At 66.0% G+C, this 26,543-nt stretch carries 26 protein-coding genes; 9 read left to right on the top strand and 17 right to left on the bottom strand.

All coding sequences use genetic code 11. From position 1 onward, the window contains the following. From MGN01_RS14460 to MGN01_RS14450, 3 genes are all read right to left on the bottom strand, one after another. Positions 1–1,098, bottom strand: coding sequence for a helix-turn-helix transcriptional regulator (locus MGN01_RS14460; RefSeq protein WP_170245981.1), 1,098 nt, complete (start codon positions 1,096–1,098; stop codon positions 1–3). Positions 1,099–1,361: 263 nt separating this feature from the next. Further along, a complete protein-coding gene (locus tag MGN01_RS14455; protein ID WP_147047472.1) occupies positions 1,362–2,576 on the bottom strand; it encodes an NADP-dependent isocitrate dehydrogenase in 1,215 nt (404 codons plus the stop codon). Between the two features lie 123 nt (positions 2,577–2,699). Further along, the gene (locus MGN01_RS14450) at positions 2,700–3,188 is read right to left on the bottom strand and encodes a hypothetical protein (protein WP_147047577.1); all 489 of its coding nucleotides are present in this window, start codon (positions 3,186–3,188) and stop codon (positions 2,700–2,702) included. A 118-nt stretch (positions 3,189–3,306) separates the two neighbouring features. On the opposite strand from MGN01_RS14450, the gene MGN01_RS14445 reads away from it, so the two are divergent. Continuing rightward, the gene (locus MGN01_RS14445; protein ID WP_147047470.1) at positions 3,307–3,855 is read left to right on the top strand and encodes a formaldehyde-activating enzyme; all 549 of its coding nucleotides are present in this window, start codon (positions 3,307–3,309) and stop codon (positions 3,853–3,855) included. Positions 3,856–3,972: 117 nt separating this feature from the next. Then, on the top strand, positions 3,973–4,767 hold the full coding sequence (locus tag MGN01_RS14440; protein ID WP_147047468.1) for an RNA methyltransferase: 795 nt from the start codon (positions 3,973–3,975) through the stop codon (positions 4,765–4,767). Here the strand turns inward: MGN01_RS14440 and MGN01_RS14435 are convergent. The 5 genes from MGN01_RS14435 to MGN01_RS14415 all read right to left on the bottom strand — a co-directional run bounded on the left by MGN01_RS14435 (position 4,764) and on the right by MGN01_RS14415 (position 9,730). Continuing rightward, positions 4,764–5,777, bottom strand: a complete 1,014-nt coding sequence (locus tag MGN01_RS14435; RefSeq protein WP_147047466.1) for a zinc-dependent alcohol dehydrogenase family protein — start codon at positions 5,775–5,777, stop codon at positions 4,764–4,766. The two genes, MGN01_RS14440 and MGN01_RS14435, sit on opposite strands and share 4 nt — an antisense overlap. 115 nt (positions 5,778–5,892) lie before the next feature. Then, positions 5,893–6,438: a L,D-transpeptidase family protein gene (locus MGN01_RS14430; protein WP_147047464.1), complete on the bottom strand. Its 546-nt coding sequence runs from the start codon at positions 6,436–6,438 to the stop codon at positions 5,893–5,895. A gap of 105 nt (positions 6,439–6,543) precedes the next feature. Beyond that, on the bottom strand, positions 6,544–6,927 hold the full coding sequence (locus tag MGN01_RS14425; RefSeq protein WP_147047462.1) for a response regulator: 384 nt from the start codon (positions 6,925–6,927) through the stop codon (positions 6,544–6,546). Between the two features lie 302 nt (positions 6,928–7,229). Continuing rightward, entirely contained in the window at positions 7,230–7,733 is a 504-nt protein-coding gene (locus MGN01_RS14420; RefSeq protein WP_147047460.1) for a Ros/MucR family transcriptional regulator, read from the bottom strand. Positions 7,734–8,449: 716 nt separating this feature from the next. Beyond that, positions 8,450–9,730: an O-acetylhomoserine aminocarboxypropyltransferase gene (locus tag MGN01_RS14415; protein ID WP_147047458.1), complete on the bottom strand. Its 1,281-nt coding sequence runs from the start codon at positions 9,728–9,730 to the stop codon at positions 8,450–8,452. Positions 9,731–9,825: 95 nt separating this feature from the next. On the opposite strand from MGN01_RS14415, the gene MGN01_RS14410 reads away from it, so the two are divergent. Continuing rightward, on the top strand, positions 9,826–11,088 hold the full coding sequence (locus MGN01_RS14410) for an MFS transporter (protein ID WP_147047457.1): 1,263 nt from the start codon (positions 9,826–9,828) through the stop codon (positions 11,086–11,088). A gap of 21 nt (positions 11,089–11,109) precedes the next feature. Here MGN01_RS14410 and MGN01_RS14405 read toward each other — a convergent pair whose 3' ends face one another. Next, positions 11,110–11,649, bottom strand: coding sequence for a CoA-binding protein (locus MGN01_RS14405; protein WP_147047455.1), 540 nt, complete (start codon positions 11,647–11,649; stop codon positions 11,110–11,112). A gap of 40 nt (positions 11,650–11,689) precedes the next feature. Here MGN01_RS14405 and MGN01_RS14400 point away from each other — a divergent pair, with 40 nt between their 5' ends. Beyond that, entirely contained in the window at positions 11,690–12,112 is a 423-nt protein-coding gene (locus MGN01_RS14400) for a PaaI family thioesterase (protein WP_147047453.1), read from the top strand. Here MGN01_RS14400 and MGN01_RS14395 read toward each other — a convergent pair whose 3' ends face one another. The 4 genes from MGN01_RS14395 to MGN01_RS24400 all read right to left on the bottom strand — a co-directional run bounded on the left by MGN01_RS14395 (position 12,113) and on the right by MGN01_RS24400 (position 14,893). Next, complete coding sequence (locus MGN01_RS14395) at positions 12,113–12,715, bottom strand: protein-S-isoprenylcysteine O-methyltransferase (RefSeq protein ID WP_147047451.1); 603 nt, start codon at positions 12,713–12,715, stop codon at positions 12,113–12,115. 35 nt (positions 12,716–12,750) lie between these two features. Beyond that, the gene (locus MGN01_RS14390) at positions 12,751–13,971 is read right to left on the bottom strand and encodes an RBBP9/YdeN family alpha/beta hydrolase (protein WP_147047449.1); all 1,221 of its coding nucleotides are present in this window, start codon (positions 13,969–13,971) and stop codon (positions 12,751–12,753) included. Between the two features lie 13 nt (positions 13,972–13,984). Then, positions 13,985–14,629, bottom strand: coding sequence for a hypothetical protein (locus tag MGN01_RS14385; RefSeq protein ID WP_147047447.1), 645 nt, complete (start codon positions 14,627–14,629; stop codon positions 13,985–13,987). Between the two features lie 132 nt (positions 14,630–14,761). After that, positions 14,762–14,893 carry a hypothetical protein gene (locus MGN01_RS24400; protein ID WP_267922459.1) on the bottom strand — a complete coding sequence of 44 codons (132 nt, stop codon included), beginning with the start codon at positions 14,891–14,893 and terminating at the stop codon, positions 14,762–14,764. Positions 14,894–15,460: 567 nt separating this feature from the next. Here MGN01_RS24400 and rplM point away from each other — a divergent pair. Together rplM and rpsI are read left to right on the top strand one after the other, a co-directional pair. Further along, complete coding sequence (rplM, locus tag MGN01_RS14380; protein ID WP_147047445.1) at positions 15,461–15,922, top strand: 50S ribosomal protein L13; 462 nt, start codon at positions 15,461–15,463, stop codon at positions 15,920–15,922. Between the two features lie 2 nt (positions 15,923–15,924). Continuing rightward, complete coding sequence (rpsI, locus tag MGN01_RS14375; protein ID WP_147047443.1) at positions 15,925–16,410, top strand: 30S ribosomal protein S9; 486 nt, start codon at positions 15,925–15,927, stop codon at positions 16,408–16,410. A gap of 262 nt (positions 16,411–16,672) precedes the next feature. On the opposite strand, the gene MGN01_RS14370 is transcribed toward rpsI, so the two are convergent. The 3 genes from MGN01_RS14370 to MGN01_RS14360 all read right to left on the bottom strand — a co-directional run bounded on the left by MGN01_RS14370 (position 16,673) and on the right by MGN01_RS14360 (position 19,519). Further along, entirely contained in the window at positions 16,673–18,406 is a 1,734-nt protein-coding gene (locus tag MGN01_RS14370; protein WP_238257516.1) for a pyrroloquinoline quinone-dependent dehydrogenase, read from the bottom strand. Positions 18,407–18,565: 159 nt separating this feature from the next. Continuing rightward, positions 18,566–19,018 carry a response regulator gene (locus tag MGN01_RS14365; protein ID WP_147047440.1) on the bottom strand — a complete coding sequence of 151 codons (453 nt, stop codon included), beginning with the start codon at positions 19,016–19,018 and terminating at the stop codon, positions 18,566–18,568. A gap of 30 nt (positions 19,019–19,048) precedes the next feature. Beyond that, positions 19,049–19,519 (bottom strand): BLUF domain-containing protein, encoded by a 471-nt coding sequence (locus MGN01_RS14360; protein WP_147047438.1) that lies wholly within the window; start codon positions 19,517–19,519, stop codon positions 19,049–19,051. Between the two features lie 240 nt (positions 19,520–19,759). On the opposite strand from MGN01_RS14360, the gene MGN01_RS14355 reads away from it, so the two are divergent. From MGN01_RS14355 to MGN01_RS14345, 3 genes are all read left to right on the top strand, one after another. Continuing rightward, a complete protein-coding gene (locus MGN01_RS14355; RefSeq protein ID WP_147047436.1) occupies positions 19,760–21,151 on the top strand; it encodes a flagellar hook protein FlgE in 1,392 nt (463 codons plus the stop codon). 91 nt (positions 21,152–21,242) lie between these two features. After that, the gene (gene flgK, locus MGN01_RS14350; RefSeq protein ID WP_147047434.1) at positions 21,243–23,111 is read left to right on the top strand and encodes a flagellar hook-associated protein FlgK; all 1,869 of its coding nucleotides are present in this window, start codon (positions 21,243–21,245) and stop codon (positions 23,109–23,111) included. Between the two features lie 11 nt (positions 23,112–23,122). Beyond that, a complete protein-coding gene (locus tag MGN01_RS14345) occupies positions 23,123–24,919 on the top strand; it encodes a hypothetical protein (protein ID WP_147047432.1) in 1,797 nt (598 codons plus the stop codon). Between the two features lie 90 nt (positions 24,920–25,009). On the opposite strand, the gene MGN01_RS14340 is transcribed toward MGN01_RS14345, so the two are convergent. Further along, on the bottom strand, positions 25,010–26,152 hold the full coding sequence (locus MGN01_RS14340; RefSeq protein ID WP_147047431.1) for a DUF4167 domain-containing protein: 1,143 nt from the start codon (positions 26,150–26,152) through the stop codon (positions 25,010–25,012). Positions 26,153–26,543: the final 391 nt, after the last annotated feature.

Below are 26,543 nucleotides of genomic sequence, written 5' to 3'. Positions count from 1 at the left end.
TCAGACGTCGTCCGACCGCACCAGGTTAAGGCCCGAGCCGAGCCGGACGAGATCAAGCTGACCCTTCATCCCAGTCTTGGCAAAGACCGATTTGAGCTGGGTTCGAACGGTGCTTTCGCTAACGCCCTGACGCAACGCCACTGTCTCGACCGTTTCTCCGGCGACGATCGCGCGCGCCACGCGCGCTTCGGCGGCGGTCAGATCGAACAGCCCTTGGAGCAGGTCGGCGTCTGGACCCTGGCTGTTCGCCTCCACGGGCGTCAGAACCAGGATGAAGGCGCTGCCCGTGAACAGGTCGCGGGCAACACCTCGTACCGGCACGAGATGAGCGACCATGGCGGGGTTGTTGTTGCGCGCCGGAAGCGGGATCGAACGCGGCACCTGCCGGTTCGCGGCGTTGAGGGCGGCGGCCAGGAGGTCGTCGGCATCGCCATCGGCGAAGGCCACACGCGTGCCGCCATCTCGGACGGTCACCGGAATCAGTGCATCGAGAAGGCCATTCGCCGCCTGAAGTCGTGAAGACCGACTGATGATACCAGCCGGCAGTCCGAGGAGCGCGAGAGTCTCGACCGCTGCGCGGGCGCGCTCAAGACGCAACCGACCGGAGATCAGCGCCGCGCGCCCGAGATGCGGGCGCACGCTGTCGAGGATTGCGACTGCCTCCGGTGGGACCGGCCCATCGCGAAAGGCGCGTTCGATACTGAACACCAGCGTATCGCCGGTGCTCATTGGGAAGGCGGTAGCGGTCGCCCAGCCGAGGCCCTGTGGTCGGAGAAACTGATTGATGAGCGGATCGCGCTCGATCTCCTCGGGCGTGTAGACGTCGGACTCGACGATGAAGCCGGCATGGCGCGCCCTGAGTACGGCTGGCGTGCGCGTGTTCTTCTCCGGCCAGCCTTCCTCCACGAAGCTCTCGACGAACCCGGCGAGGCCCTTGGTGCTGATGAAGCGGAAGTCGGTTGTGTCAGCCGCGAGCAGGATCGTGCCTACGCCGCCGGCGATCTCCGTCATCGAATCGAGGACCGGCATCCATGATTCGGGGACGACCGACGCCTCGTGAATCTTGTCGGTCATCGCCTCGATATCGAAGCGACTCATCCCGCGCGCCATTCTCGCAAACCCAGGCTGTACAGGCGCAGAGCGCCACCTAACCGACATAGGTTAGAGATTGTGGTTCACCAGAGCCATCGTCGACAAGCGAATTGCTCGAAACACGATCAAGAATTTTGTCGGTCACGCAAAGTCGAAAGCGTAGCAGATATGATCCGGTCAGGTCGTCGAGTGGGCGCCTTCGGATGCAAAGCTGGCATCCTCACGGGCGTCGTCATTAAAAGAATAAATGGCGACGCCCGCGAAGAACTTTACGCGCCCATTGCGGCCTTGAGGTTGTTGTCGACCTTGTCCAGGAATCCCGTGGTGGAGAGCCACTTCTGCTCGGGGCCGACGAGGAGGGCGAGGTCCTTCGTCATGAAGCCGGCCTCGACGGTGTCGACGCAAACCTTCTCGAGGGTCGTGGCGAAGTTCGCGAGATCGCTATTGCCGTCGAGCTTGGCGCGGTGGGACAGGCCGCGGGTCCAGGCGAAGATCGAGGCGATCGAGTTCGTCGAGGTTTCCTTGCCCTTCTGGTGCTCTCGGTAGTGGCGGGTCACGGTGCCATGCGCGGCCTCGGCCTCGACAGTCCGGCCGTCGGGGGTCAGCAGCACTGAGGTCATGAGGCCGAGCGAGCCGAATCCCTGCGCGACCGTGTCGGACTGCACGTCGCCGTCGTAGTTCTTGCAGGCCCAGACGTAGCCCCCCGACCATTTCAGCGCCGCGGCGACCATGTCGTCGATCAGACGGTGTTCGTAGGAGATGCCGAGCGCCTGGAAGCGCGACTTGAACTCTTCCTCGTAGACCTGCTGGAAGATGTCCTTGAAGCGCCCGTCATAGGCTTTGAGAATGGTGTTCTTGGTCGAGAGATAGACCGGGTACTTGCGAGCGAGGCCGTAATTCATCGAGGCGCGGGCGAAATCGCGGATGGACTCGTCGAGATTGTACATCGCCATCGCCACGCCGGCGTCCGGGAACTTGAACACCTCCTGCTCGATCACCGTGCCGTCGTCGCCCTCGAACTTGATGGTTAGGCGGCCCTTGCCCGGCACCTTGAAGTTCGTGCAGCGGTACTGGTCGCCATAGGCGTGACGGCCGATCACGATCGGCTGGGTCCAGCCGGGGACGAGGCGGGGCACGTTCTTGCAGATGATCGGCTCGCGAAAGATCACGCCGCCAAGGATGTTGCGGATCGTGCCGTTCGGCGACTTCCACATTTCCTTGAGCTTGAACTCTTCGACACGCTGCTCATCAGGGGTGATGGTGGCGCATTTCACCCCGACGCCGTGGCGCTTGATCGCCTCGGCCGCATCGACGGTGACTTGGTCGTTGGTCTGGTCGCGGTACTCGACTCCGAGATCGTAATATTCGAGGTCGATGTCGAGGTAGGGATGGATGAGCTTGTTCTTGATCTCGGCCCAGATGATCCGGGTCATCTCGTCGCCGTCGAGCTCGACGACCGGATTCGCTACCTTGATCTTCGCCATGTCCTGTCCCCGCTGGTGGCCCACGGCGCGTTTCCTGGGCCGGATCGAGGCTCGCTATAACGCGCTGCAACAACGTGACAAAGGGCCAGCGTTACGATCAGCAGATTCCGTCATCGGCCACGCTTAACGCCGGCGCAGGCGTAATCCCAGCCAGACCAGGATTGCGAGAGCGATCAGGTTGACTGCGACGGTGAACTCCTCGCGAGGCGCCAGGGACAGCGCGTAGGCGCCCTTATGAATCAGATCGAGCTGCCAGGCGAGGACGAGGTTCTTGCCGGCATAGCGCAGGAGCACGTCGGCGAGCATCCAGCCGCTGGCAGCAATGCGGAAGGTCAGAGCCGCGCTGACGAACCAGACCAATTGGAAAATCTGCACCGGCACCGAGAGTGTGTAACCCCAGCGCCGATCGTGCCAGAGCGCCACGCCCGCAACGACGCTCGCGGTCAGCACAAGGCCGATGATCAAGATGCCCGGCATGAGCGCGACCGGGATCTTCGAGGCCGTCGTTCCAAGGTCGCGAGCCAGGCCCCAGAGGCCGTTCAAGCCGCCCCAGATCTCGATCAGCGCTACCGTATAGCGCAGGCCGTCGCGGCCGGATCTCACCTGTTCCATCATCTGTGTCAGGCTTTAGCGGACGGGCCCTCCGCGCACCACCAGCATAGCGCTAACCCTGGATATCAGGCATGAGCGCGACAGTTTCGGGGCCATCCCGCAATCGGAAGGAAACAGCATGAGCAACCGCATCGTCCTGCGCGCCGGCGAGGCCCTCGTCGCAGGTGGACCGCCGAATACGGCCTCCGAGCCCGAGGTGATCATCGGCGAACTCGACGGGCCGGTCGGCACCGCGCTCGCCACGCTCACCGGCGATCAGGTCGTTGGCCACAGCCGCGTCTTCGCGCTCCTGAACACCGACATCATGGTGCGCCCGGTGACGCTCTGTGTCTCCAAGGTCAGCGTCACCGAGAGCAAGTACACTTCGATCCTTATGGGCACCGTGCAGTTCGCCATCGCCAACGGTGTGCTCGACGCGGTGCGCGCCGGCTACATCCCCAAGGAGAAGGCCAACGACCTCGGCATCATCTGCTCGGTCTGGCTGAGCCCCGGCGTGATCGAGGCCGAGACGGTCGACCACAAGGCTTTGTTCGAGATCCAGCGCAAGGGCATGACCGAGGCGATCCGCAAGGCCATGACCAACGAGCCCTCGATCGACTGGCTCCTCGAGAACCAGGACAAGATTACCCACAAATACTACCAGATGGGACTCGACGGTAAGATCTGAGCAAGCGCCCAGCTTTCTCGCGAACAATCTCATCCTGAGGGAGGCACCTCGGGATGAGGATGACACTGGAGGGAGTGGCGACTTTTCGCAGGCCTTCGTCCATGCGAGAGGGCCGGTATGAGCACCTTCGCCCCCGTCGTCATCCTGGTCGAGCCGCAACTCGCCGAGAATATCGGCATGACCGCTCGCGCCATGGCGAATTTCGGTCTGTCCGAACTTCGCCTGGTCGCGCCGAAGAACGGCTGGCCGAAGAAGGGCGTGCGTGAGGCGGCCTCTGGGGCCGTCCATGTCCTCGATGGTGCCCAGCTCTACGCTACCGTCAGTGAGGCCATCGCCGACCTGCAGTTCGTGCTCGCCACGACCGCGCGCGAGCGCGGGCAGATGAAGCGGGTCTACGCCCCCGATGCCGCCATGGACGAAGTCGCCGCGCGCAGCGACGGTGGCCAGCGGGTTGGTATCCTGTTCGGACGCGAACGCGTCGGGTTGTCCAATGACGAGGTGTCACTGGCCGATGCGATCGTCACCTTCCCGGTCACGGAAGAATTTCCCTCACTCAATCTCGCCCAGGCAGTGCTGCTGGTCTCCTATGAATGGCGCCGGGCTGCGGGCCTCGCCCGCCAACGCTTCGAAGGCGCGATGACCGCCCAGCCCGCCAGCCGTGAGGCCGTGCTCGGGCTGTTCGAGAGCCTGGAGACTGCACTCGGCGCGGCCGGGTTCTACCCGCCGCACAAGCGGCTTGGCATCATCCGCAACATGCGCGACCGGCTGCATCGCATGGCGCTCACCGAACAGGACGTCAGAACTTTTCGCGGAGCATTGCGGGCGCTGACCCGTGGACCGCGACAGCTGCGCTCGGACAACGTCGAAGTGTCCAGCCCGCCAGCCGCCCGATCCGACGGTGAAGACCACTAGGCAATCCGGATTACGACCTTGCCGAAATGCCCGGCCTTGCTGAGGTGGGTGAGGGCTTGTTTGGCGTCCTCGTAGTCGAATGTCTTGTCGATGGCGGGCTTTAGGCCGTGCAGTGCGATCGCGCGGTTCATGTTCTCGAACATCTCCCGTGAGCCCACCGCGACGCCGCGGACGAGGCAGCTCGCGCCGAGAATGGCGAGCGGGTCGATCGGCTCGCCCTGGGCGAGCAGGCCGACGAGGCCGATATGGCCGCCGGGTCGGGTCGAGGCGATGGAGCGGGGCAGGGTGCCGGTGCCGCCGACTTCGACGACATGGTCGACGCCGGTGCCGTTCGTCAGCCGCCGCACCTCGTGCTGCCAGTCGGGATGGGTGCGGTAGTTGATCGTCTCGCTCGCGCCGAGGCCGCGCGCCTTCTCGAGCTTCGCGTCGCTCGACGAGGTCGCGATCACCCGGGCGCCAGCCGCGTGGGCGAGTTGGATTGCGAAGACCGAGACGCCCCCCGTGCCGAGGGTCAGCACGGTGTCGCCAGCCTTGAGCGGCATGACGCCGTAGAGGGCGTTCCAGGCGGTGACGGCGGCGCAGGGAAGGGTGGCACCCTCCTCGAAGGAGAGATGGTCCGGAAGCACGACGAGCCCGTCCTCGTCGAAGACCCGGAATTCGGCGAGCACGCCGTCGATGGCCCCGCCCAGAGCGGTCTGCCACATGTCGGAGACCTGCGCGCCGCCGAGCCAGCTCTGCGAGAAAATACCGGCGACACGCTCGCCGCCCCTGAACCGCCGTACCCCCGGGCCGACGGCCACGATCTCACCGGCACCGTCAGAGACGGGGATCAGCCTGTCGAGGTTCACAGCGAAGGGATAGAGCCCGTTGGCAATCAGCAGGTCGCGATAATTCAGCGAGGCGGCGCGCATGCGCACCAGAACCTGTCCGCGCCCGGGCTCGGGCTGCGCCCGTTCCGCGAGCTTCCAGGACTCAAGGCCTTCGGCGCATGAGATTTCGTAGGAGCGCATGGAGGGTGTCTTTCCGGTGACGCGGTCGTGCCCCTGGTTATGAAGCGCCGACCTGAGATGGCAAACCGATTTCCGCCCAAACGCGGAACAGCCGCGTATGGTCCCATCCCCCCGGTCAGGGCCGGATCTCGATCGGCGTATCGACGTCAACGCGCGCGTAGATCGCCTCGATCTCGGCGTTCGTGACGCCGACGCACCCATTGGTCCAGTCCATGAGCCGATGGAGCGGGCCGAGCCAACCGAAGCCGTTCAATATGCCGTGAATCATGATGTCGCCGCCGGGCGCATGGCCGGCCGCGGCTGCCGCAGCCTGCTGCGCTGCATCGGGATACGAAACCTTGAGCGAGAGATGCGCGACGCTGCCCGGGTTTTTGTACTCGACCCGATAGTGACCCTCTGGCGTGCGTCCATCTCCCTCGCGCTGCTTGGGACCGGTCGGCGCGGGTCCAAGGGACATGGGATAGGTCGCGAGCACCCGACCGTCGCGCAACAGCGTCAGACGGCGGGCGGCCTTCTCGACGAGAACGAGGTTGGCGCGTTCCGACTCCGCGACAAGCGGCGGCTCGGTGCGCAGGAGCTGCCAACGATCGACGACATAGATCGCGGCAAGCGCAATCACTGCGATCCCGACAGTAAAGCTGATGATCCTCGCGGAATTCATTCAGGAAACCCGGTAGCCGACAAGCAGATGCCAGTCGCAGACGAGCCTATCTCCGCTGACATACGAGCGGAAACGCGCGCCTCGAACCCGGCGCGGGCGCCTGTTTCAGGCCGCCTCAACCACCGCACGAAGGGTCCGCACTAGGGCAGAGGGTTGGTAGGGCTTGGAGATGAATCGTGCGCCGTCCGGGAGGTCGTGGGGGCCGGGGAAGCCCATGCCGGAGACGACGAGCACCGGAATCTCCGGCCAGCGCCGGGAGACGAGGCGGGCCAGCGCGAAGCCGTCCATCGAGCCCTGTGGCATGTCGACGTCGGTCATCAGGACCCCGACGTCGTTGCGGCCTTCGAGCACGGTCAACGCTTTATCTGCATGGGGTGCTTCGACAACGGTGAAGCCTGCCTCCGCCAGAGTATCTGAGGCTTCCATCAGGAGAAGCCCATCGTCTTCGACGAGTAGGACGACAGGCTTCTCGGCAAGGTCGTCTGTCATCAGCGATGGTTACGCTTCCACAAGGCGGTTTCTCGCGCCGTATAGACGGGGCGCGGCGAGGTCAAGGATTGGCGAGTGCTTCGTTGTGCGGCGCAATGTACGCACGCTCCCCATGGTCTTGATTCACCACGCGGCTTCGGTCAGCCAGCCCATCGCAAAAAAATGTGAACGGTCGTTTGGCGGCGAACCAACGCCGGTCCGGTCACGCTCTCGACACCTCCGCAGATTGCGGGCCCTCGGCGAGCGCGGCCCCGGGACAGTCTCGTCGCCGGGGCCGGACAGGTATCGAGGCCCTGTCAAATTCAGGCCGCCTCGACGGCCTTCTTGCGGCCGCGGGTCTTCTTCGGGGGCTCGCTGACGGCTTCGGTCGTTTCGGCGGCCTTGGTGGCCGGCTTGCGGCGCTGCTGGCCGAGGCCGAGGTCCTTGGCGAGCGCCGAACGGGCGGCCGAGTAGTTGGCGGAGACGGTCGGGTAATCGGCCGGCAGGCCATAGCGGGCACGGTAGGTCTCGAAATCGAGCCCGTGCGTCGAGAGGTGGCGCTTCAGCGTCTTGTAAGGCTTGCCGTCGATGAAAGAGATCAGCGCATCTGGCGTAATCGACTTCTTGATCTGGCTCGAAGAAGCCTTTTCGACGGATTCATCCGGCGTGGCTGCTGGAGCGGACAGGTTGGCCAGCGCGGCGTGAACCTGCGAGATCAGCCCCGGAAGATCAGCGGCAGGCAGGGAATTGTTGGAGACATAAGCCGAAACCAGATCGGCGGCGAGTTCGACACGGTCGAGCTGCAGGGCTTCAGTACTGTCCGACATTTGTAGCTTCCTGTGTTTGGCAGACGCCATTCGTGACCTATGCGGATCGCGAAAAGATTCAAGCGCTTTTTTCAGTGATCGCGCAGCTTCGGCACGTTTTCACGTATAAAAATCTGTTCATGATCATGGTCAGGCGGCGGCTGCCCCTGTCGGAGCCTGTTATGCGGAAAAGGAGAACGAGTTCTGGCGTGATCGAAGCATTCGCGAGACCGCGTCAGGTTGCCGTCTGTTCTGACGCTAAGAGCCGATTCGCGAGGCTCGTTTCGACTCAACGCCGGCCTTGTCTGGCACGACAGGATTAAAGCGACGATGCGAACCGTGAGAGTGGCCGGAGAGTGCGTGTCGGGGAAACGATAATCGTCTTGATCTCGATTAGAACGATACTGACGATTTCTTGAGGGGAGCACACCGAGTTCAACCTGCGTCCCCTTGCATGGATGGAGGGACGGGGCCGGCCTTCACGCACGCCCGCTACGATGAGCGCCAGATGGAGTGGCCGGCGGGGAACGCGCGGCGGCTCACACGGAGGCTCGCTGCGCTACCATTCGACTGAAGCGGGTGGCGTAGTTATGCGCCGCCCTTCGGGCAGCAAGGGGGTGGGACAGATTGGCCTTCACGCGGCAGTGACAGTGCTGCCGCCTCAGTCCGGCCCGCGGCCACCTCCCCCGACGGGGGGAGGGGCCCCAACAGGCCGATCGGGCCGACCGGGGTCGGTATCAGGCGCTCAGTGCCGTATCGAGGTCGTGGATGAGATCGAGTGGATCCTCGATACCGATCGACAGGCGCACGACCTCGGGACCAGCGCCGGCGGCGCGCTTCTGCTCGTCGGTGAGCTGGCGGTGCGTGGTGGAGGCCGGGTGGATGATCAGCGAGCGGGTATCGCCGATATTGGCCAGGTGGCTGAACAGCTCGAGACTCGAGACGAGCTTCACGCCGGCCTCGTAGCCCCCCTTGAGGCCGAAGGTGAAGACCGCACCGGCCCCTTTCGGCGTGTAGCGCTTGGCGAGCGCATGGTAGCGGTCGCTCTCCAGGCCGGCATAGCTGACCCACTCTACGGCCGGGTGACCCTGCAGGAATTTGGCCACCTGCAGCGCGTTGTCGGAGTGGCGCTGCATCCGCAGCGGCAGGGTCTCGATGCCGTTGAGGATCATGAAGGCGTTGAAGGGCGAAAGGGCCGGGCCGAGATCGCGCAAGGACAGAACGCGGACGGCGATGGCGAAGCCGAAATTGCCGAAGGTCTCGGAGAGCACCATGCCGGCATATTCCGGCCGGGGCTTGGAGAGCATCGGGTAGCGCTCGTCACCTTCCCACCGGAAGGATCCGCCGTCGACGATCAGGCCGCCGATGGAATTGCCGTGTCCGCCCAGGAACTTGGTGGCGGAGTGGACCACGATGTCCGCGCCGTGTTCGAACGGCTTGATGAGGTACGGCGTCGCCATGGTGTTGTCGACGATGAGCGGGATGTTGTGCCGCCGCGCGATGGCGCTCAAGGCCGCGATGTCGGTGATGACGCCGCCCGGATTGGCGATGGATTCACAGAAGATCGCCTTGGTGCGCGCCGTGATCGCCGCCTCGAACGTGGCCGGATCGTTGGTGTCGGCCCAGACGACGTTCCAGCCGAAGTTCTTGTAGCTGTGATTGAACTGATTGATCGAGCCGCCGTAGAGCCGGTTCGACGCGATGAACTCGTCGCCCGGCTGCATCAATGCGTGCATGGTGAGGAACTGGGCCGCGTGGCCCGAGGCGACGGCGAGCGCCGCCGTTCCGCCTTCGAGCGCGGCGATGCGCTCCTCCAGCACGGCGTTGGTCGGGTTGGTGATGCGCGAGTAGATGTTGCCGAAGGCCTGCAGCCCGAACAGCGAGGCGGCGTGATCCACGTCGTCGAAGACGAAGCTGGTGGTCTGGTAGATCGGCGTCGCCCGGGCGCCGGTCGCCGGGTCGGGGGTCGCTCCGGCATGAATCGCCAGAGTGTTGAAGCCGGGCTCGCGGTCGGTCATTGGGGATACTCCTCGCGCTGTCGTGTAGGCCTGCGGTTCCGGCCGAAGCAAGACGATGCATTGCGCGGAGAAAACGCGGCTGTATAGCCGCCGCCATGCAGATCTCCTCCACCCGCATCCTGCTCGCCAGTTTCGTCGGCACCGCGATCGAGTTCTACGACTTCTATATCTACGCGACCGCGGCGGCACTGGTGATCGGGCCGATCTTCTTTCCGCCGAGCGATCCGGCGGCGCAGACGCTACAGGCCTTCGCCACCTTCGCCATCGCCTTCCTGGCGCGACCGGTGGGCGCGGCCCTGTTCGGGCATTTTGGCGACCGGGTCGGACGCAAGGCGACGCTGGTCGCCTCGCTGATGATCATGGGATTCTCCACCGTCGCGATCGGCTGCCTGCCCTCCTATGCGAGCATCGGCTGGCCGGCGCCGGCCCTGCTCTGCCTGTTCCGGGTCGGACAGGGCATCGGGTTCGGCGGCGAGTGGGGTGGCGCGGCCCTGCTGGCGGTCGAGAACGCGCCTCCGGGCCGGCGCGCGCTCTACGGCATCGCACCGCAGCTCGGCGCGCCCGTCGGATTCCTCGCGGCCAATCTCCTGTTCCTGGGCCTGAATTTCAGCCTGACGCCCGAAGCTTTCGCCTCCTGGGGCTGGCGGCTGCCCTTCCTCGCCTCGGCCGCGCTCGTCGGGCTCGGACTGTATGTGCGGCTGAAGCTCACCGAGACGCCGGCCTTCGCGGAGGCCCTGGCCAAGGCCGAGCCGGAGCGCGTGCCGCTCGCCACCATCGTCACGGGCCATTGGCGGGCGACGCTGCTCGGCACGCTGGCAATGGTGGCGCCCTACGCTCTGTTCTACCTCTGCACGGTCTTCGCGCTGAGCTGGGGCACCGGCCGGCTCGGCTATCCCAAGACGACGTTCCTGTTGTTCGAATGTGCGGCGATCCTGTTCCTGGCGCTGTCGATCCCGCTTGCCGGCGCGGCGGCGGACCGTTTCGGGCGCCGGCCGGTCCTGCTCTCCGGATTGCTGGTGACGGCCGGCTTCGGCGCGCTGTTCGGGCCGATGCTTGGTAGCGGGGAGGGGGCTCTGGTGCTCGCCTTCCTCTGCCTGGGGCTCTTCGCCATGGGCTGGATCTTCGGGCCGATGGGCGCGGCCTTGCCTGAGCTGTTCCCGGTGCGCGTGCGCTACACGGGCGCCTCGGTCACATACAACCTCGCCGGCATCATCGGGGCCTCGATGGCGCCCTTTGCCGCGCAATGGCTCGCCGGCTGGGGCGGGATCGGCTCGGTCGGCCTGTACCTTGCCGGGGCGGCCGTGATCAGTTTCGTTGCCGTGCTGCTGATGGCGGAGACGCGTCCGCGCAGGGAGTGAACAGCCGACCGCGACGGCGAGCTAGCGCTTGTCGATGGTCAGCCGCTGCACGCCGCGCTTGTCGAGCACCGGCTTCTTGGCGCTGATGATCCGCGAGTTCACGCCGGTCCAGCCGATCTCGCCGGAGAGGCGGCCGTACTCGATCTTCGGGCAGCGGTTCATGATGACGGTGACGCCCCGGGCCTCGGCCCTGGCCGCCGCCGCGTCGTTGCGCACGCCGAGCTGCATCCAGATGATCTTCGGGAGCTCCGGCAGCGCGAGGGCCTCGTCCACGAGACCGTCCGCGGCGATCGAGTTGCGGAAGATCTCGACCATGTCGACCGGGCCGGGCAGGTCCGCGAGGCGCGCGATCACCGGCATGTCGAGGATGGTCTGCCCGGCGAGGCCGGGATTGACCGGCGTCACCGTGTAGCCGCGCTCGGACAGGTATTTGAGCACGATGTAGCTCGGCCGGGCCGGGTTCGCCGAGGCGCCGACGAGCGCGACCGTGCGGGTCTGCTTCAGCAGCGAGCGGATCCGGGCATCCGGGTACTGATCGTGGTGGGTGAGGATAGCGTCCATTCCGCCTTGTGGGTCAGCGCATGCCGTGCTGCAAGACGCCATGACCATGATGAGCCTGGACGAGACCCGCGACTTCCTTGATCGCGAGTTCCCGCAGATGAACGACGGGGGTCGCTCCTATCATCTGGAGGCGGTCGGTCCGCTCACGGCGCGGATGCGGCTCGACCATCACGAGCGCTTCCTGCGCCCTGGCGGGACCGTCTCGGGGCCGGCCATGATGGCGCTGGCCGATTTCGCGCTCTACGCGGCGATCCTTGCCAATATCGGTCCCGTGGCACTCGCCGTGACGACCTCGCTCAGCTTCAACTTCCTGCGCAAGCCCGGCACCGAGGGGCTGGTCGCGGAGTGCACGCTGCTGAAGCTCGGGCGCCGGCTGGCGGTGGGCGAGGTGCGGATCACCACGAGGGGCAGCGACGACCTCGTCTGCCACGCGACGGGGACGTATTCGATCCCGCCGCGCTGATCAGCGTTTCGCCGTCGGCGCCTTCCACGGCACGACGCGGGGCGTCGCGGCGGCGTAGGCGCGCCACTCGTCGCCGAACCGCTCCAGCATCATCTGCTCTTCGCGCGGCACGCGGAAGAGGTAGAGGCAGCCGAATCCGAGAAAGCCGGAGAGGCCGGCGATCCAGTTCGGCAGCAGGATCGCCTGCGCCAGCGCCCAGAGCCAGAAGGCGCTGTACATCGGATGTCGGACCCAGGCGTAGACGCCGTCGGTCTTGAGCCGGTGGCCGTCGCGCAGTTCGAGGCTGAAGGACCATTCGCGCCCGAGGCCGCGGTGGCTCTTGTCGAACATCCAGAGCGAGAGGGCGGCAACCAGGAGGCCGAGCACGAGGAGGGCCGGGTTCGTCGCACGGTCGCCCACCCTCGCGAAGCCGAACAGGCAGTAGGTCACCGGGATCGCGCCCAGGCCGAGCCCGGAGATCGAGAGCAGGATGTTCTCGCGCAGGTCCCAGTGCGAGCGCGCCACCGGCGTGCGCCGTGCCCGCCGCTTGTGCGGGATGCGGATCGCGTACCAGCCCACCACCAGGGCGAGGAAGGCGATCTTGCAGAGGAGCGGCGTCGTCATGGCGCGGCGATAGGGGCGATCCGGCCGGTGCGCAATCAGGCGTCGCGTGGATGGCGGCTTCCGGGCGCCCTGTCTGTGAGCGCGCCGGCCTCGTCGAGCCAGGTGACGGCGCCGTCCTGCGAACGGGCGAGGTCTTCGCAGTAGAACGGGCCGCAGGCGAACAGGAAGTAATCGTACTCACTCCGCCGCGTTGCCGCGTGGAAGAACTGATTGTGCTTGCGGAAGAAGTCGAAGCGCAGGGCGCGCAGGGCCTCCGGCGAGATCATGTGCCGGAAGGTGGCCTTGCGGCTGATCGTGGGATGCCGTGGCGTGAGGCCCATGGCGACTGCCGGGTCGACATAGGGGAAGTTCATCACGTCGTGCTGTGACCAGTAATCGGCCCAGACCAGCCGTGACGACGAGGTGACCGCGGCGGTGGCCCGCCGCAGCGGCGCGGCGGCGCTGTGCAGGCCAATCTTGAGAACGGACGATCCGATGGTGAGGATCGCGATCCTCGTACGGCTCCGGCTGGGATCCGTCGGCAGGCCGGCGAGCAGCATCTCGGCCAGATGCAGGATCATCACGGCGCCGAGGCTGTGACCGATGAGCAGGACCTCGTCGTAGGCCTCACTCTCGACCGCCGCGCGCACCTCGCGGCTGGCCTCGTCGAGGCGTGCGGCGAGTTCCGGCTCCAGGCGACGCGCCAGGACGCTGGCGAAGGCCCAGTCCTCGAGGAGGATGAACAGGAAGAACTTCTTGGAAAAAAACGCGATTGCGCCGGCGAAGACCGCGAGCCCAGCGAGGGTGGCCGGCAATGATCCGAGCGGGCCGGAGAGCCACCGGCCCGCAGCGAAGCCGGCCAGCACCGCAGCCACCATCATCGCCAGCGGTGCGAGCGTGAAGAGCGCGTAGCGCCAGCCGTAGCGGAAATAGCCGATGATCGCCGGATCAAGCAGGAAGTCGAACAATCCGCGGATGCCGAACACGATTCGGCGCCATGCCGGGCGGCAATGTCCCTGCTTAATCAGGTCATCGACCCGGACGATCCGGTAATCGGTCCGCGTGTGCCAGTCCGGCCCGGCGGCCTCGGCGGACCAGCGCGCCTGCCGCGGCAGCACCTCGGGCGGACCGGTCTCGGTCTTGGCCGACCAGGTCTGGCCGAAGGTGGCGAGGTCGCGCCCGAAGCGCCGGTGGAACCGCTCGGGCGCCGTCAGCTGGTAACCATGGATGTGAAGGACGAGCCTGCTGCGTACGACCTGTCCTGACGGGACTGTCATACGGACGATCGCATCACTGCGCTGCGGCGAGTGACTGGGCCGTCCGGCGATCGTTGCCTTCGTTCATCCGCTTCATGCCGTTGATGAAGTCTTCCGGCATCGCGAGCGAGTTGGGTGCGCTCAGCCCCATATAGCGGCCGACATCGGCGACCCAGCCGCTGCAATTGTTGAAGATCGCGTGCCAGGTGCCGGAATTGGCCTGCTTGTTCTTGATGTAGGCGACGATCCGTCGGAACTCGGGCTCCTCAACGGTGACCCGGTAGCGCGCGGAGACGTACTTGTCTTCGAGGTCACCGTCGCTCGGACCGGTCTCAGACTTCACGGGAACGATGTGCCCGAGCATCCAGGGCTGCGGGCTGTCGCCCGCCGGATGCAGACCGGCCACCACGCGGTCAACGAGCTGACCCTTCGCATTGAGGCGGCCGTACATGATGAAAGTATGGCCGTAGCTCAGCGCGTAGCGCGAGCGGAATTCGATGGCGTAGAGTTGCTTGCCGCGTGTGGCCGCTTGCGCGGTTTCAGAACCTCCGCGGGCGGCGTCGGCCGGCTGGCCGGTCATGCCGAGGGCGAGAAGGCCCGCGGTCAGGGCGAGAAGCGGGAGGCGGCTCCAGGTCCGCGTCGTCCGGACATGTCCAGCCAAATCGCGAATGTCGGCCATGGGCCAGAGCTCCAACAGCGTTATCGTATGGGGGTCACGAGGCGGCGGCTGAAATGAGAAGGGGCTCGCTCGTCGCGAGCCCCAGGGCCGTCTATTTCGGAGACCGGTCGATAAAATACTGGTCTTCAGAAATCAGTACTTGGAGATGACCGGAGCCGGGGCCGGCGGGGGAGCCTTGCCCTTGCCGATGCAAGCGGAGGCGTTGAGAGCGACAGCGGCAGCGAAAGCGAGCAGAACGACGCGCTTGGTGGTGGAGGTGATCATCGTGGTCTCCGACTCAGTTCCGAATGAACCACCCCAACTTACGGTATGGCTAAGCTAGCAATAGTGCAGAAAAAGCACAGTGCCTTTGCATCGCCCCATTTCGGGGCAGGGTGCTTCGCCAACTGGTCTCAAAAATTCAACCATCCACGCTAACCTTTTGTTAACCATTGCGGATTCGAGGGGCGACGGGGCAGCATGGGGCCGCTGTGGCGCGCTCACGAACCGCCTCGCGAGCACCTGCAGAACCCATCGATAAGAGAATATGTCACAGCTCGCCGGATGCCCTCTTTTGGACCCAGCTTGGCGCGATCGATCGATGGTCGCCAAGACTGTCGGTGAGCCTTGGCCGTGCCTGACTCGGACGACGGGTCGGCCGCCCGAATAACGCTCATCATATGCGGTACTCTGATACCGCATACGTTAAACTATTGAAAAAGCTTAGAGAGTCGGAAAATTGCCGAAGGGAACTTGACGGGCCGCTGCCCAGCCCGTAAGGACCGCCCGAACGCCGCTGCGTCTCCCAGACGCGGCGGCGCCTTAGTTTCATAGAAACGGCACGGATCAGCCATGAAGACCACCTCGCTGAAGCCCGCCGACGTCGACAAGAAGTGGCTCGTGATCGACGCGGAGGGCCTCGTTGTCGGCCGTCTCGCCTCGATCGTGGCGATGCGGCTGCGTGGCAAGCACAAAGCTGCCTACACGCCCCATGTCGATTGCGGCGATAATGTCATCGTCATCAACGCGGAGAAGGTGAAGTTCACCGGCCGCAAGTACGTTCAGAAGAACTACTATCACCACACCGGCTATCCGGGTGGCATCAAGGAGCGCTCGGCCAAGTACATCCTTGAGGGACGCTTCCCCGAGCGTGTGGTCGAGAAGGCCGTCGAGCGCATGCTGCCGCGCGGCCCGCTGTTCCGCCAGATCATGGGCAATCTGCGCGTCTACAAGGGCGCCGAGCACCCCCACGAAGCACAGCAGCCGCAGGCGCTCGACGTCGGCGCCCTCAACCGCAAGAACGTGAGCGCTTGATCATGGCGACGCTTCAGTCCCTCTCCGACCTCAACCGGTCGAACACCGCCACGGGCAATCCCGAGCAGGAGGCTCCGGTCCACGTCCAGAAGCTGGACAAGCAGGGCCGCGCCTACGCCACCGGCAAGCGCAAGGACGCCATCGCCCGCGTCTGGATCAAGCCGGGCAAGGGCACCGTGGTCGTCAACGGCCGCACCATCGAGGCCTACTTCGCTCGTCCGGTGCTGCGCATGATCCTGCGCCAGCCGCTCGAGATCGTCAGCCGCGTCGACCAGTACGACATCACCGTCACGGTGAAGGGCGGCGGTCTCTCCGGCCAGGCCGGCGCCGTGCGCCACGGCCTGTCGAAGGCCCTGACCTACTACGAGCCCGAGCTGCGCTCGCCGCTCAAGCGCGAAGGCTTCCTGACGCGCGATCCGCGCGTCGTCGAGCGTAAGAAGTACGGCCGCAAGAAGGCTCGCCGCAGCTTCCAGTTCTCGAAGCGCTAAGCCGACAATTTGGTCGAAACAAAAAGGGCGGGTCCGAAAGGATCCGCCTTTTTTGTTGTGTCGTCTTGCGAGACGGCTCTCAGACGCCCCCCATCATTGCTTGCTGCGCTCGCAATCACGGCGAAATGGACGAAGTGGCGGATATGGTCGCCGTTTCGACGGCAATACGTCTGCCGATCACCGTGTCTCAGGATGAAGAGCGGGTGTGAGGTCACCGCCGGCGCTGGCTGGGTTCGCCCAATCCCCATCAGCCGAACAGATTCTATTGATCCGCTAGAGCGAAGACGACCAGTGCGTCCCCTGTGCCGAAGCCCGAGGCCTTGGTGAAGGACGAGCCGCCGGCCGCCACCGCCACATATTGCCGGCCGTCGATGGCGTAGGTCACCGGCGGGCCGCCGATGCCGGCGCCGCACTGGAAGCGCCAGAGCAGCTTGCCGTCTCGCGTGTCGTGGGCATCGAGATGGCCGTCTTCCTCGCCGGAGAAGACGATGCCGCCTGCGGTCGCCAAGGTTCCGCCGGAGAGCCGGCTGCCGGCCTTGATGCTCCAGGCGATGGTGCCGCCCTTCGACAGGTCGACGGCGGTCAGCGTGCTATGGGCCGGCTCGCCCCGCGCCTCGCTTGTCTCGGTATAGCGGATGTCGGGCTTGCCCTGGCCGCCCGAGACCGTCTTCACCGTGTAGGTCGCCGCCCCGTGCCGGACTTGCGCGAAGGCGAGACCCGTCCTCGCGTCGAAGGAGACCGGATGCCAGGAGACCGCACCGAGGGGACCCGGGCTCACCACCGTTCCCTCCGGGCTCGGCGGCTGAAACAGGTTCTTTTGGGTGATCAGCGGCGCGGATTTACCGAGCAGGCGCCCGTCCTTGCGGTCGTGAACATAGATCCAGCCGAGCTTGCTCGCCTCGGCGACGGCCTTCACCGGCCCCTTGTCGCCGGGCCAGTCGAGGAGGAAGGGCGGGCTGGCGACGTCGTAGCCCCAGGTCTCGTGCGGCACCTGCTGGAAGTGCCAGCGCAAGGCGCCCGTCTTCACGTCGAGGGCGACGAGGCTCATCGTGTAGAGATTGTCGCCGGGCCGGGTCAGCCCGAAGTTCTGTGGGGCCGGATTACCGGTGCCGAGATAGATCAGGCCGAGATCCGGGTCGTAGGCCGGCGTCATCCAGAGCGAGCCGCCGCCGACCTTCCAGGCGTCGCGGTTCTTCTCGGCCGCGGCCTTTTCCGCGGCGATGTCGCGGTGGAGCGGCAGGCCGTCGTCGGTCTTCTCGACAAAGTCGCCCTCCCAGCCATCCTGCTTGGTAACGTACCAGCGCCAGCGCTCCTCGCCGGTCCGCGCATCGTAGGCCGCGAGCCAGCCGCGGCGGCCATAGCCACCCTCGATGCCCACCACCGAGCCGCCGTCGAGGCCGCCCTTGGCATCCTCGACGTGCAGCCCGTAGCCGGCCCCCGTCACGCCGACGATGACGAGGCCGTCGGCGACGAGCGGCGGCATCTTGAAGCCCAGCCGGCTCGATCCCTGGACCGGCTTGTCGCCGAGGCCGGCCGCGAGCGCGATGGCCGTCTCGGTCTCGCCTTCCTCGGGGCGCACCGCCTCGATGTCCCAGACGAGCCTGCCGGTCTTGGCATCGAGGGCGATGACGCGCCCGTCCATCGTCGCCTCGTAGACGAGGCCGCCGGAGACGGCGACGCCGCGGTTCGAGGGAGGCCCGAAGATTTTTTCCGTTCGCGCCTTGTGAGTGTAGGTCCAGATCACCGCGCCCGTCTTCGCATCGAGCGCGGCGACGTGATTGTGGGTCGTCGAGACATACATCCTGCCGTCGATCACCACCGGCTCGGCCTGGAAGTAGCCGGTCTGGCCGGTCTGGAAGATCCAGGCCGGGCGCAGCCTGCTCACATTGTCCCGGTTGATCGCATCGAGGGACGAGGCGTGGCGATTGCTGTGATCGCCGCCGAAGGCGGGCCAGTCTTCGGCCCGCGCAGCGGACACCCCGCAGGTGAGCGCCAGAACGAGCGCGAGAAGCGTCGAGCGATGAGACACGCGGCCAATCCCTCCCGGTGATCCTTTCGATCAGCAGTTAGGGGAAGCGGTCCGCGCTGTCGAAGGGATGGCGGTTCGTTTTTTGGGAAGTGCGGTGGGCAACCGCAGCGCCGGCGGTGCCTATCCTCAGATCTTGCCGAGCAGCGGGAATTCCTGGCTGAGCGTCGATTCCATCGGCAGCGGCGCCTCGCGGCGGCGCGGCTTGCGGTTGAGGACCTGCTTCAGCTTGGTTTTCAGGAGTGCGATGTCGAAGGGCTTCAGCAGGAACGCGTCGGCGCCGGCAAGATGGGCGACGTTCACGTCCTCGAAGTCGAAGGTCGCCTCGGTCAGGATGAAGGGCGTGTTCATCAGGGCGTTGTCGGCGCGAACCTCGCGCAGCAGCGTCAGGCCGTCCATCGGCTCGAGGTTCAGGTCACAGATCACCAGGGCGTATTTCCGGGCGCGCATCCGCTCGAGCGCCTCGAAGGCATCGGAGACGCCCTCGACCTCGGGGAAGCCGAGTCGCGTCAGAAGTTCGATGACAAGCCGAAGCAGCTTCGGCTGATCATCGACAATCAGAATGGCGGGGACGTCGCTCATGGCGCTCTCGAAAGCTTCCGGCATGACGTATCAGACGAAGAGATGATCGATGCCCTGCTTCGACATCGTGTCTTGCTGAAGCGTAGTGGCGAGATTGTGGATCGTGCTGCTCTTCGGCGTTCCGCGTTGGAGCATCGGCAGCAAGCCCGCCTTGTTGAAGTGGATTTCGGTGGCGCTGCTGCGCACACCGGTGGTGAAGGACGTGACGAAGGCCCGTTTGTTGATCTCGCGCCATTCCACGATCTTCAGATCGCGGTGGCGGGTATCGGCCGAGATCCGCTGGAAGGTCTCGTTCACGGACATCCGCTCGCCCTCGATGATCTGAACGGCGAAGCTGCCTTCCACGATCAGGAAGCTCGTGATCACCGAGAACTCGTTCTTCTTCTGCGCATGTTTGGTGATCTCGCTGATCTGACGCGCGCGTGAGGGCGCGTCGGCTGCGAGGTTCAGCCGCGAGAAGTAGATCAGGTTGACGAGACTCGTCCGTTTGGCAGGCCGCATCGAATCGTTCCGTTCCCGCATTTGGAGCGCAGGAGACGCGACCCTAGCGGGCCTGCCGATAACGGTACGTAAACGACGAACGCACTCGGCAACACTTGCCGGTCCTGCCGCTTGTCGGGCCGAAATCTGCCGCGTGCCAACTCCGCGCAGCGAGGAATATCAAGGCCTTAGGTCTGGCACGGGCGTTGCGCGGGCCTGTTCGAGGGCTGAGCCGCGCGTACGGCAGAAGGAGTACCGGCCATGGACGTTTTCACCGCGATGCAGACGGCGGTCTCGGGACTGAAGGCGCAGTCCTACGCCCTGGACAACATCTCCGGGAACATCGCGAATTCGCAGACGACGGGCTACAAGCGCATCGATACGAGCTTCGTCGACCTGATTGCCGAGCAGAACGCGCGCCACGAAGTCGCCGGCAGCGTTGCAGCCTATTCGCAGCTCACCAACACCATCCAGGGCAACCTGTCCTCGACGGGCGTCAGCACGAATATGGCACTGAACGGCGAGGGGTTCTTCGTCGTTCAGAAGAAGACCTCGGATGCGAGCGGCAACACCACCTTCTCGGCCAGCAATCTCTACACGCGCCGCGGCGACTTCGCGCCTGACAAGGACGGCTACCTGGTCAACGGGGCGGGCTCCTACCTCACGGGCACCATGCTCGATCCGGTGACGGGACAAGCCACGGCCAACGGACCGATCAAGATCTCGAACACGGTGCTGCCGGCCAAGGCGACGACCACGATCACCTATTCGGCGAACCTGCCGAAGACACCGGCCACCGCCAAGACCACGACCACTGCCGGCTCGGAACTCCTCACGGCCTTCCCGGATGGCTCGGATCCCCGCATCCTGAGCGGGGCCGGAACGGCCACCGTGTCGGCCGCCAACAGCCAGGCCTTTCTCGATAGCAGCATCCAGGGGCCGCAGCTGACGGCCTATACCGCCGCCGGATCACCCGTCGCGGTCACGACGCGCTGGGCCAAGGTCTCGAATGCGGATGCGGCGGCGACCCCCCCGACCAGTGACACCTGGAACTTGTTCTATGCCAACAGCACCTCGGTGACGGGCACGACCACGAGCTGGACCAATGTCGGGCAGGCCTTCAGCTTCAACGCCAGCGGCCAGCTCACCTCGCCCTCGGCGACGTCGATCACGATCCCCAATCTCACCGTGGACGGTGCGACCGTCGGCAATGTCAGCCTGAACTACGGCGCGGGCGGCCTGACCGAGTACGCATCGAGCAACGGCGGTGCCACGACCAACACCCTGCAGCAGAACGGCTATGCCTCCGGCACGCTGAACTCGGTGGACGTCTCCGAGGACGGCAAGATCACGGGCACCTACTCGAACGGCGCCACCCTGACGCTAGCCAACATCAACGTCGTGCACTTCACCAACGACGACGGACTGAAGCCAGATTCGCTCGGCAACTATCAGCAGACGGATGCCTCGGGCGTGCCGATCTCGGGGCTCAAGGGCACGACCATCGTCGGCGGCAACATCGAGCAGTCGAATACCGACATTGCCGGCGAGTTCTCTAAGATGATCGTAACCCAGCAGGCGTATTCTGCGAACACGCGCGTCATCTCGACGGCGCAGACGATGATGTCCGACCTGATCAACATCATCCGCTGAGCGTGGCTGAGGTTGCTGCCGATCCGATGATGCGCCCTCCGGAGACCTCTTCGGCAGAGTGCATCGAAGCCCGTTCGAGTGGAGGCATCAGGTGTCCCTCAACGCCCTGAATACGTCGACGGCCGGTCTCAAGCTGACGCAGGCCCAGCTTGGCATCGTCTCCCAGAACATCGCGAATGCCGGCACCGTCGGCTACGTCCGCCGCACGCTCGATCCCGTCACGACGGGCCCGGGCAATGCGGGCGTGGCGACCGGAACGATCAACCGAAGCCTCGACGCGGCCGCGCTGAAGCAGCTCAGGCTCGAGACCTCGGGCGCCGCCTATACGACGGTCTTGTCGAGCGTCTACGCGCAGATCGACAAGCTCTACGGCACGCCGGGCAGCTCGACCTCGCTCGACGGTTTGGTCAACGGCTTCTCCTCGGCCCTGCAGACGCTGGCCTCGGATCCGAGCTCGGCGGCGGCCCGCTCGGCCGTGGTGACGAGCGCGCAGAGCCTCGCCTCCCAGATCGGCGGCATCGCGGGCAGCGTGCAGGACCTGCGCACTGCGATGGAGTCACAGCTCTCGCAGGACACCACGCAGGCCAACCAGCTTCTGAAGTCGATTGCCGACCTCAACACGCGGGTCTCGCAGGCCAGCAGCGACGCCAACAAGGCCGATCTGCTCGACCAGCGCGATCAGGCTGTAAACTCGCTCTCCGCCCTGATGGACGTGCAGACGGTCCAGCAATCCGACGGCACGATCAACCTGATCACGACGACGGGCGTTACCCTGGTCGACCGCGGCAATCCGACGGTGCTGTCCTTCGACACGCGCGGCACGCTCTCGCCGGATGCCGCCTACTCGACCGATCCCTCGAAGCGCGGCGTCGGCACCATCACGGCGAAGACGCCCGGAGGCGCCACGATCGACCTCGTTGCCTCCGGCGCCATCCGGTCCGGCTCGATCGCGGGTGCGCTGGAGATGCGCGACACGATCCTGCCGCAGGCGCAGCGCCAGATGGACGATCTCGCCGCCGGCCTGTCGCGGGCGATGTCGGACAACCAGGCGACCGGCACCGCCGTCACTGCGGGTGGAAAATCCGGCTTCGACATAGACCTGTCGGGTCTCAAGGCCGGCAATGCGATCACCCTGACCGTCAAGGACGCTTCGGGAACGCGCAACCTGATCCTGATGCCGTCCTACCTGACGCCGCCAGCCAATCCCGATGCGTCGCTGACGGACGATCCCAACGCTACGGTCGTCCCGTTCACCATCCCGGCACCGCCCGCCACGCCCAGCGCCGCCGACATCGCATCCGCGATCTCCGCCAAGCTCGGGTCGAGCTACGATGTTAGCGCCAGCGGGGCATCGGGCACGGTCCGCATCCTGTCGAATGGCGGTCCGACCCTGCTTGCCGCCAATGCCAGCGTCACGCAGCCAGCCTCGCCCACCGACAAGGGCACCGGCACGCAGCTCGCGCTGTTCGTGGATTCCGGCAACAAGAACGGGCTCTATACCGGCTCGTTCGATGGCGGATCGCAACTCACCGGCTTCGCGCAGCGCATCGCCATCAACCCGGCGGTGGCGACGAACACCGCGATGCTGGTGACGCAGACCGCCGCTGGGGTCAGCGATTCGTCGCGGCCGCAGGCACTCTACAACGCCCTCAACAACACGCAGCGGACTTTCTCGGCCGCCAGCGGAGTCGGCGGCGTCAACGCACCGACATCGTCCAGCGTGACCGGGTTTGCTCAGTCGATCATTGCCTCGCAGGGCGCCGCGGCATCGTCGGCAGAGGACCTCGACGAGGGCCAGGGCATCGCGCTCGCCACGGCGCAGAGCCGGTTCGCGAGTCAGTCCGGCGTCAATATCGACGAAGAGATGTCGAAGCTCATCGAGCTGCAGACCGCCTACACCGCCAACGCGCGCGTGCTCACTGCCGCGCGCGACATGCTCGACACGCTTCTGCGCATCTGACGGGGCGCATCATGACGACGATCAACTCCTTCGCCGCAGGCAGCTACGCCGCCGATCGTAACACCGCGAGCCTGCTCACGCTCAAGAGCCGCCTCGATGGACTGACGAGCCAGCTCTCCACCGGCCGCACCGCCGACACGTATGGCGGTCTCGGCTCGGCTCGCACCACCGCACTCAGTGCGCATGCCACGATCAGCTCGCTCGACGGCTACGTCGCCGCGATCACCGGCGCGACGACGCGGGTGAGCCTCGCCGCCACCAGCCTGACGCAGATCAAGAAGCTCGCCGACACGCTCGGCACCAGCCTGAGCGCCAACCTGCAATCGAGCACCAGCACCGGCATCACCACCAGCGTGGCGCTCGCCAAGTCGGGCCTCGACGGCGCGATCGACGCCCTGAACCAGAGCGCGGCCGGCAAATACATCTTCGGCGGACGCACGACCGACACGGCGCCCGTGGTGTCGTCGGACCTCATGCTGAACGGCGACCCCATTGCCGGGCTCGCGGGCCTGAAGGACCTCATCGCCGAGCAGCGGAAAGCGGATCTCGGCCCCGGCAACAACGGCCGGCTGACACATGCGCAAAGCGGCACGACGGTGAGCCTCACCGAGGATCCCAACGCCGAGGCGCGGGCGAATTTCGGTTTCTCACTGCTCTCTGCCACCAGTTCGAACACCAGCGGCATCGCGGCGAACCTGACCGCCGGCACGGCGGCGACGGTCGACCTGTCCTTCGCCAGCCAGCCGAGCGATGGCGACCGTGTGCGCGTGGCGGTGCTGCAGCCAGACGGAAGCCAGAAGATCCTCGACCTGACGGCAAGAACGAACGTCGCGAGCGGCTCGACGGACAGCTTCGCCATCGGCGCGACGCCAGCCGACACGGCCGCGAACCTGAAGACGCTTCTCGGCAGCGCATCGATCGCGAGCGTGCAGAGCGCCAGCCAGCCCGGCGTCTCGGCCACCTTTACGGGCGGCACCCCGGCCTCGATGCAGCTCTCGGTGGGCACGCCGGCTGCCGGCGACACCATTACGCTCACGGTCGGAATGCGCGACGGCACGACCCAGAGCATCACCCTGACCGCGGCCGCGACGGCGGATCCGGCCTCGACGAGCAGCTTCGCCATCGGTGCGACGCCCGCCCAGACTGCCGCCAACGTCTCCGCCGCGCTCTCGAATGCGCTTCAGCAGACCGGCAAGACGGCGCTGTCGGCGAGCTCCGCCGTGCGTGCCGCCGATAATTTCTTCGACGGCTCATCCTCGGCCGGCCTTGCCCCGCGCCGCGTCTCCGCCGACGGCAACGGCTATGCGGACACCGCCAGCAAGAGCACGGTGATCTGGTACACGGGCGACGACGCGGCGACCGATCCGCGTGCCACGGCCAGCGTTCAGATCGGCGCCGACCGCTCCGTAGCCATCGGCGCGCGAGCCAACGAGCAGCCTCTGCGCGACACGCTCGCTGCCTTCGCAGTGCTCGCCGCCGATAGCTTCACAGATGCGACCGGGACGCAGGACGCGGCGCGCTACCAAGCTACCGCCAGCCGGGTGCAGGGGCTGGTGCAGCCGGCCGACAATCAGACCAGCGTCGCCGATATGGTGGGCGAGTTCGGAATCGCGTCGAGCACCATGGCCGACGCCAAGACGCAGGCGCAGTCGACCAAGAACACGCTGCTCGACTCGGTCCAGGGCGTCGAGCAGATCTCGACGGAAGAAGTGGCGGCCAAGCTCATGACTCTACAGACGCAGCTTCAGGCCAGCTACCAGGTCACCTCGATGCTCTCGAAGCTCACGCTGGTGAACTACATCTCGTAGGCGTCCGGGTCGCTCGGCAGCGCATTGCCCGAAACGAAAAGAGCCGCCCGGTAAGGGCGGCTCTCGTGTTTTGGAACGGGAACTCGGCGATCACTCGCCGGCGTCGGCCACCTCGGGCTTCTCCGGAGCCGCGCCTTCTTCACCGGCCTTGTAGCGTGTCCGGCGACGGCGGGGCTTCGGTGCGGGCGCCGCCTCGTCCGAGGCTACCTCGTGCTGGGGAGCCGCGACGGGCTCCGGCGCGGCGCGGGCCGGTTCGGGGGGTGATTCCGGGGCAGGCGCAGGATTGCGCGTCGCCGTCATCAGGAAAGCGGGCAGCGCCGACGTCTCGTCAGCAGCCGCGCGATGGCCCTCGTCGCGGCGGCGCTCGCGGCGCGGCTGCTCATTCCGCGGCGGAGGCGCGTCTTCGCGGCTCGGTTCCTGACGCTGCGCGTCCTGACGTCCTTCCTGGCGCCCCGCATCCTGACGGTTACGCTCCGGCCGGCCGCCATCCTGACGGTTGTAGTTGCCGCGGCCGTTCTCGTAGCGCGGCTGATCCTGGTTGAACTGATCGTTCCGCGACACTTCCTGGCGAGGCGCATCCTGGCGGGAATAATCCGGCCGGCCGTAATCCTGGCGGCCTGGCTCGGAGCGACCCTGGTCCTGCCGCCCGTACTCCTGGCGCGGCTGTTCGTGCCGGGGCTGATCCTGGCGGTAATCGCCGCGATTGTAGTCCTGGCGATTGTCGAAGCGCTGCGGGCGGTCGCCGCGATCGTTGCGGTTCTGGAACCGTTGCGGACGATCGCCGCGATCCTGGCCGTGGTGACGATCTTGGCGATCGTTGCCGCGGTGCTGCTGGCGGGGTTCGAAGTCCTGGCGCTCGTAGGGCTGGGGCTGCTGGCCGGGATCGCCGTACTCGTCGGCGCCGTAACCCTGGCGGCCCTGCTCGGCGCCATTCTGGCCCTGAATGTCCTCGTCGCCCTCGTCCTCGTCCTCGAAGCCGTTGCGAGCGTAGCCCTGCGAGGCCTGCGGGCGGTTTGGCTCCTGGGCGCCGGTGATGATCCGGAAATAGTGCTCGCCGTGCTGGAAGTAATTCTCCGCAGCGACGGGATCACCGCTCGCCAGCGCGTCGCGCGCGAGCTGAGCGTATTTGTCGGCGATGTGCTGGGCGGTGCCGCGGATCTTGACGTCGGGGCCGTTGGATTCATACGACCGGGTCAGCGGGTTCGGACCCTTGGGCCGGTTGCGGCCGCGCATCCGTCTGTTCTGGTTTGGTCTCATCGGCCTCGATTGACCCTTCGCTCGTAGCAGAAACAATCTCTGACAGGGGCGGACCGGCGGCCTGTGCGGGTCGTCCACCGCCGAGCACCATGCTCCCGAGTGGGTGCCTCGCCGATCGATCCGCGATCCTTCACGTCGTGCGTGCCGTCGTCTCGTCCAGTCGCTGCCCGTGCCCGCCTCCAGGCGTTGCCGCGGGATGACCTTCGACTGTCAGGTTCGATGCCATCGTGCTTGGCGGCGACCTCGGCAGCGATGCCGGGTGTGCCTCCGCTCGATGGTGGGGAGATCGCCCGAACCGGAGGCGGTGCCGATCGAAACCGATCCTGCCGCGACCCGTCCTATTGGGTCATTCACGATCTACACCCGT

The sequence above is a fragment of the Methylobacterium gnaphalii genome, assembly GCF_007992215.1.
Classification (GTDB): domain Bacteria; phylum Pseudomonadota; class Alphaproteobacteria; order Rhizobiales; family Beijerinckiaceae; genus Methylobacterium; species Methylobacterium gnaphalii.
The sequence above is the reverse complement of the archived record's forward strand: the minus strand, read 5'-3'. Positions and strand labels throughout refer to the sequence as shown.

Excerpts from the sequence above, each read along its gene's own strand:
- MGN01_RS14460 (WP_170245981.1), bottom strand. The coding sequence starts at position 1,098 with ATGAGTCGCTTCGATATCGAGGCGATGACCGACAAGATTCACGAGGCG.
- rpsI (WP_147047443.1), top strand. The coding sequence starts at position 15,925 with ATGGCGACGCTTCAGTCCCTCTCCGACCTCAACCGGTCGAACACCGCC.
- MGN01_RS14395 (WP_147047451.1), bottom strand. The coding sequence starts at position 12,715 with ATGACGACGCCGCTCCTCTGCAAGATCGCCTTCCTCGCCCTGGTGGTG.
- MGN01_RS14400 (WP_147047453.1), top strand. The coding sequence starts at position 11,690 with ATGACCATGATGAGCCTGGACGAGACCCGCGACTTCCTTGATCGCGAG.
- MGN01_RS14345 (WP_147047432.1), top strand. The coding sequence starts at position 23,123 with ATGACGACGATCAACTCCTTCGCCGCAGGCAGCTACGCCGCCGATCGT.
- MGN01_RS14410 (WP_147047457.1), top strand. The coding sequence starts at position 9,826 with ATGCAGATCTCCTCCACCCGCATCCTGCTCGCCAGTTTCGTCGGCACC.
- MGN01_RS14405 (WP_147047455.1), bottom strand. The coding sequence starts at position 11,649 with ATGGACGCTATCCTCACCCACCACGATCAGTACCCGGATGCCCGGATC.
- MGN01_RS14455 (WP_147047472.1), bottom strand. The coding sequence starts at position 2,576 with ATGGCGAAGATCAAGGTAGCGAATCCGGTCGTCGAGCTCGACGGCGAC.
- MGN01_RS14390 (WP_147047449.1), bottom strand. The coding sequence starts at position 13,971 with ATGACAGTCCCGTCAGGACAGGTCGTACGCAGCAGGCTCGTCCTTCAC.
- MGN01_RS14415 (WP_147047458.1), bottom strand. The coding sequence starts at position 9,730 with ATGACCGACCGCGAGCCCGGCTTCAACACTCTGGCGATTCATGCCGGA.
- MGN01_RS14355 (WP_147047436.1), top strand. The coding sequence starts at position 19,760 with ATGGACGTTTTCACCGCGATGCAGACGGCGGTCTCGGGACTGAAGGCG.
- MGN01_RS14435 (WP_147047466.1), bottom strand. The coding sequence starts at position 5,777 with ATGCGCTCCTACGAAATCTCATGCGCCGAAGGCCTTGAGTCCTGGAAG.
- MGN01_RS14420 (WP_147047460.1), bottom strand. The coding sequence starts at position 7,733 with ATGTCGGACAGTACTGAAGCCCTGCAGCTCGACCGTGTCGAACTCGCC.
- MGN01_RS14365 (WP_147047440.1), bottom strand. The coding sequence starts at position 19,018 with ATGAGCGACGTCCCCGCCATTCTGATTGTCGATGATCAGCCGAAGCTG.
- rplM (WP_147047445.1), top strand. The coding sequence starts at position 15,461 with ATGAAGACCACCTCGCTGAAGCCCGCCGACGTCGACAAGAAGTGGCTC.
- MGN01_RS14340 (WP_147047431.1), bottom strand. The coding sequence starts at position 26,152 with ATGCGCGGCCGCAACCGGCCCAAGGGTCCGAACCCGCTGACCCGGTCG.
- MGN01_RS24400 (WP_267922459.1), bottom strand. The coding sequence starts at position 14,893 with ATGATCACCTCCACCACCAAGCGCGTCGTTCTGCTCGCTTTCGCTGCC.
- MGN01_RS14385 (WP_147047447.1), bottom strand. The coding sequence starts at position 14,629 with ATGGCCGACATTCGCGATTTGGCTGGACATGTCCGGACGACGCGGACC.
- MGN01_RS14440 (WP_147047468.1), top strand. The coding sequence starts at position 3,973 with ATGAGCACCTTCGCCCCCGTCGTCATCCTGGTCGAGCCGCAACTCGCC.
- MGN01_RS14360 (WP_147047438.1), bottom strand. The coding sequence starts at position 19,519 with ATGCGGCCTGCCAAACGGACGAGTCTCGTCAACCTGATCTACTTCTCG.
- MGN01_RS14425 (WP_147047462.1), bottom strand. The coding sequence starts at position 6,927 with ATGACAGACGACCTTGCCGAGAAGCCTGTCGTCCTACTCGTCGAAGAC.
- MGN01_RS14445 (WP_147047470.1), top strand. The coding sequence starts at position 3,307 with ATGAGCAACCGCATCGTCCTGCGCGCCGGCGAGGCCCTCGTCGCAGGT.
- MGN01_RS14450 (WP_147047577.1), bottom strand. The coding sequence starts at position 3,188 with ATGGAACAGGTGAGATCCGGCCGCGACGGCCTGCGCTATACGGTAGCG.
- MGN01_RS14430 (WP_147047464.1), bottom strand. The coding sequence starts at position 6,438 with ATGAATTCCGCGAGGATCATCAGCTTTACTGTCGGGATCGCAGTGATT.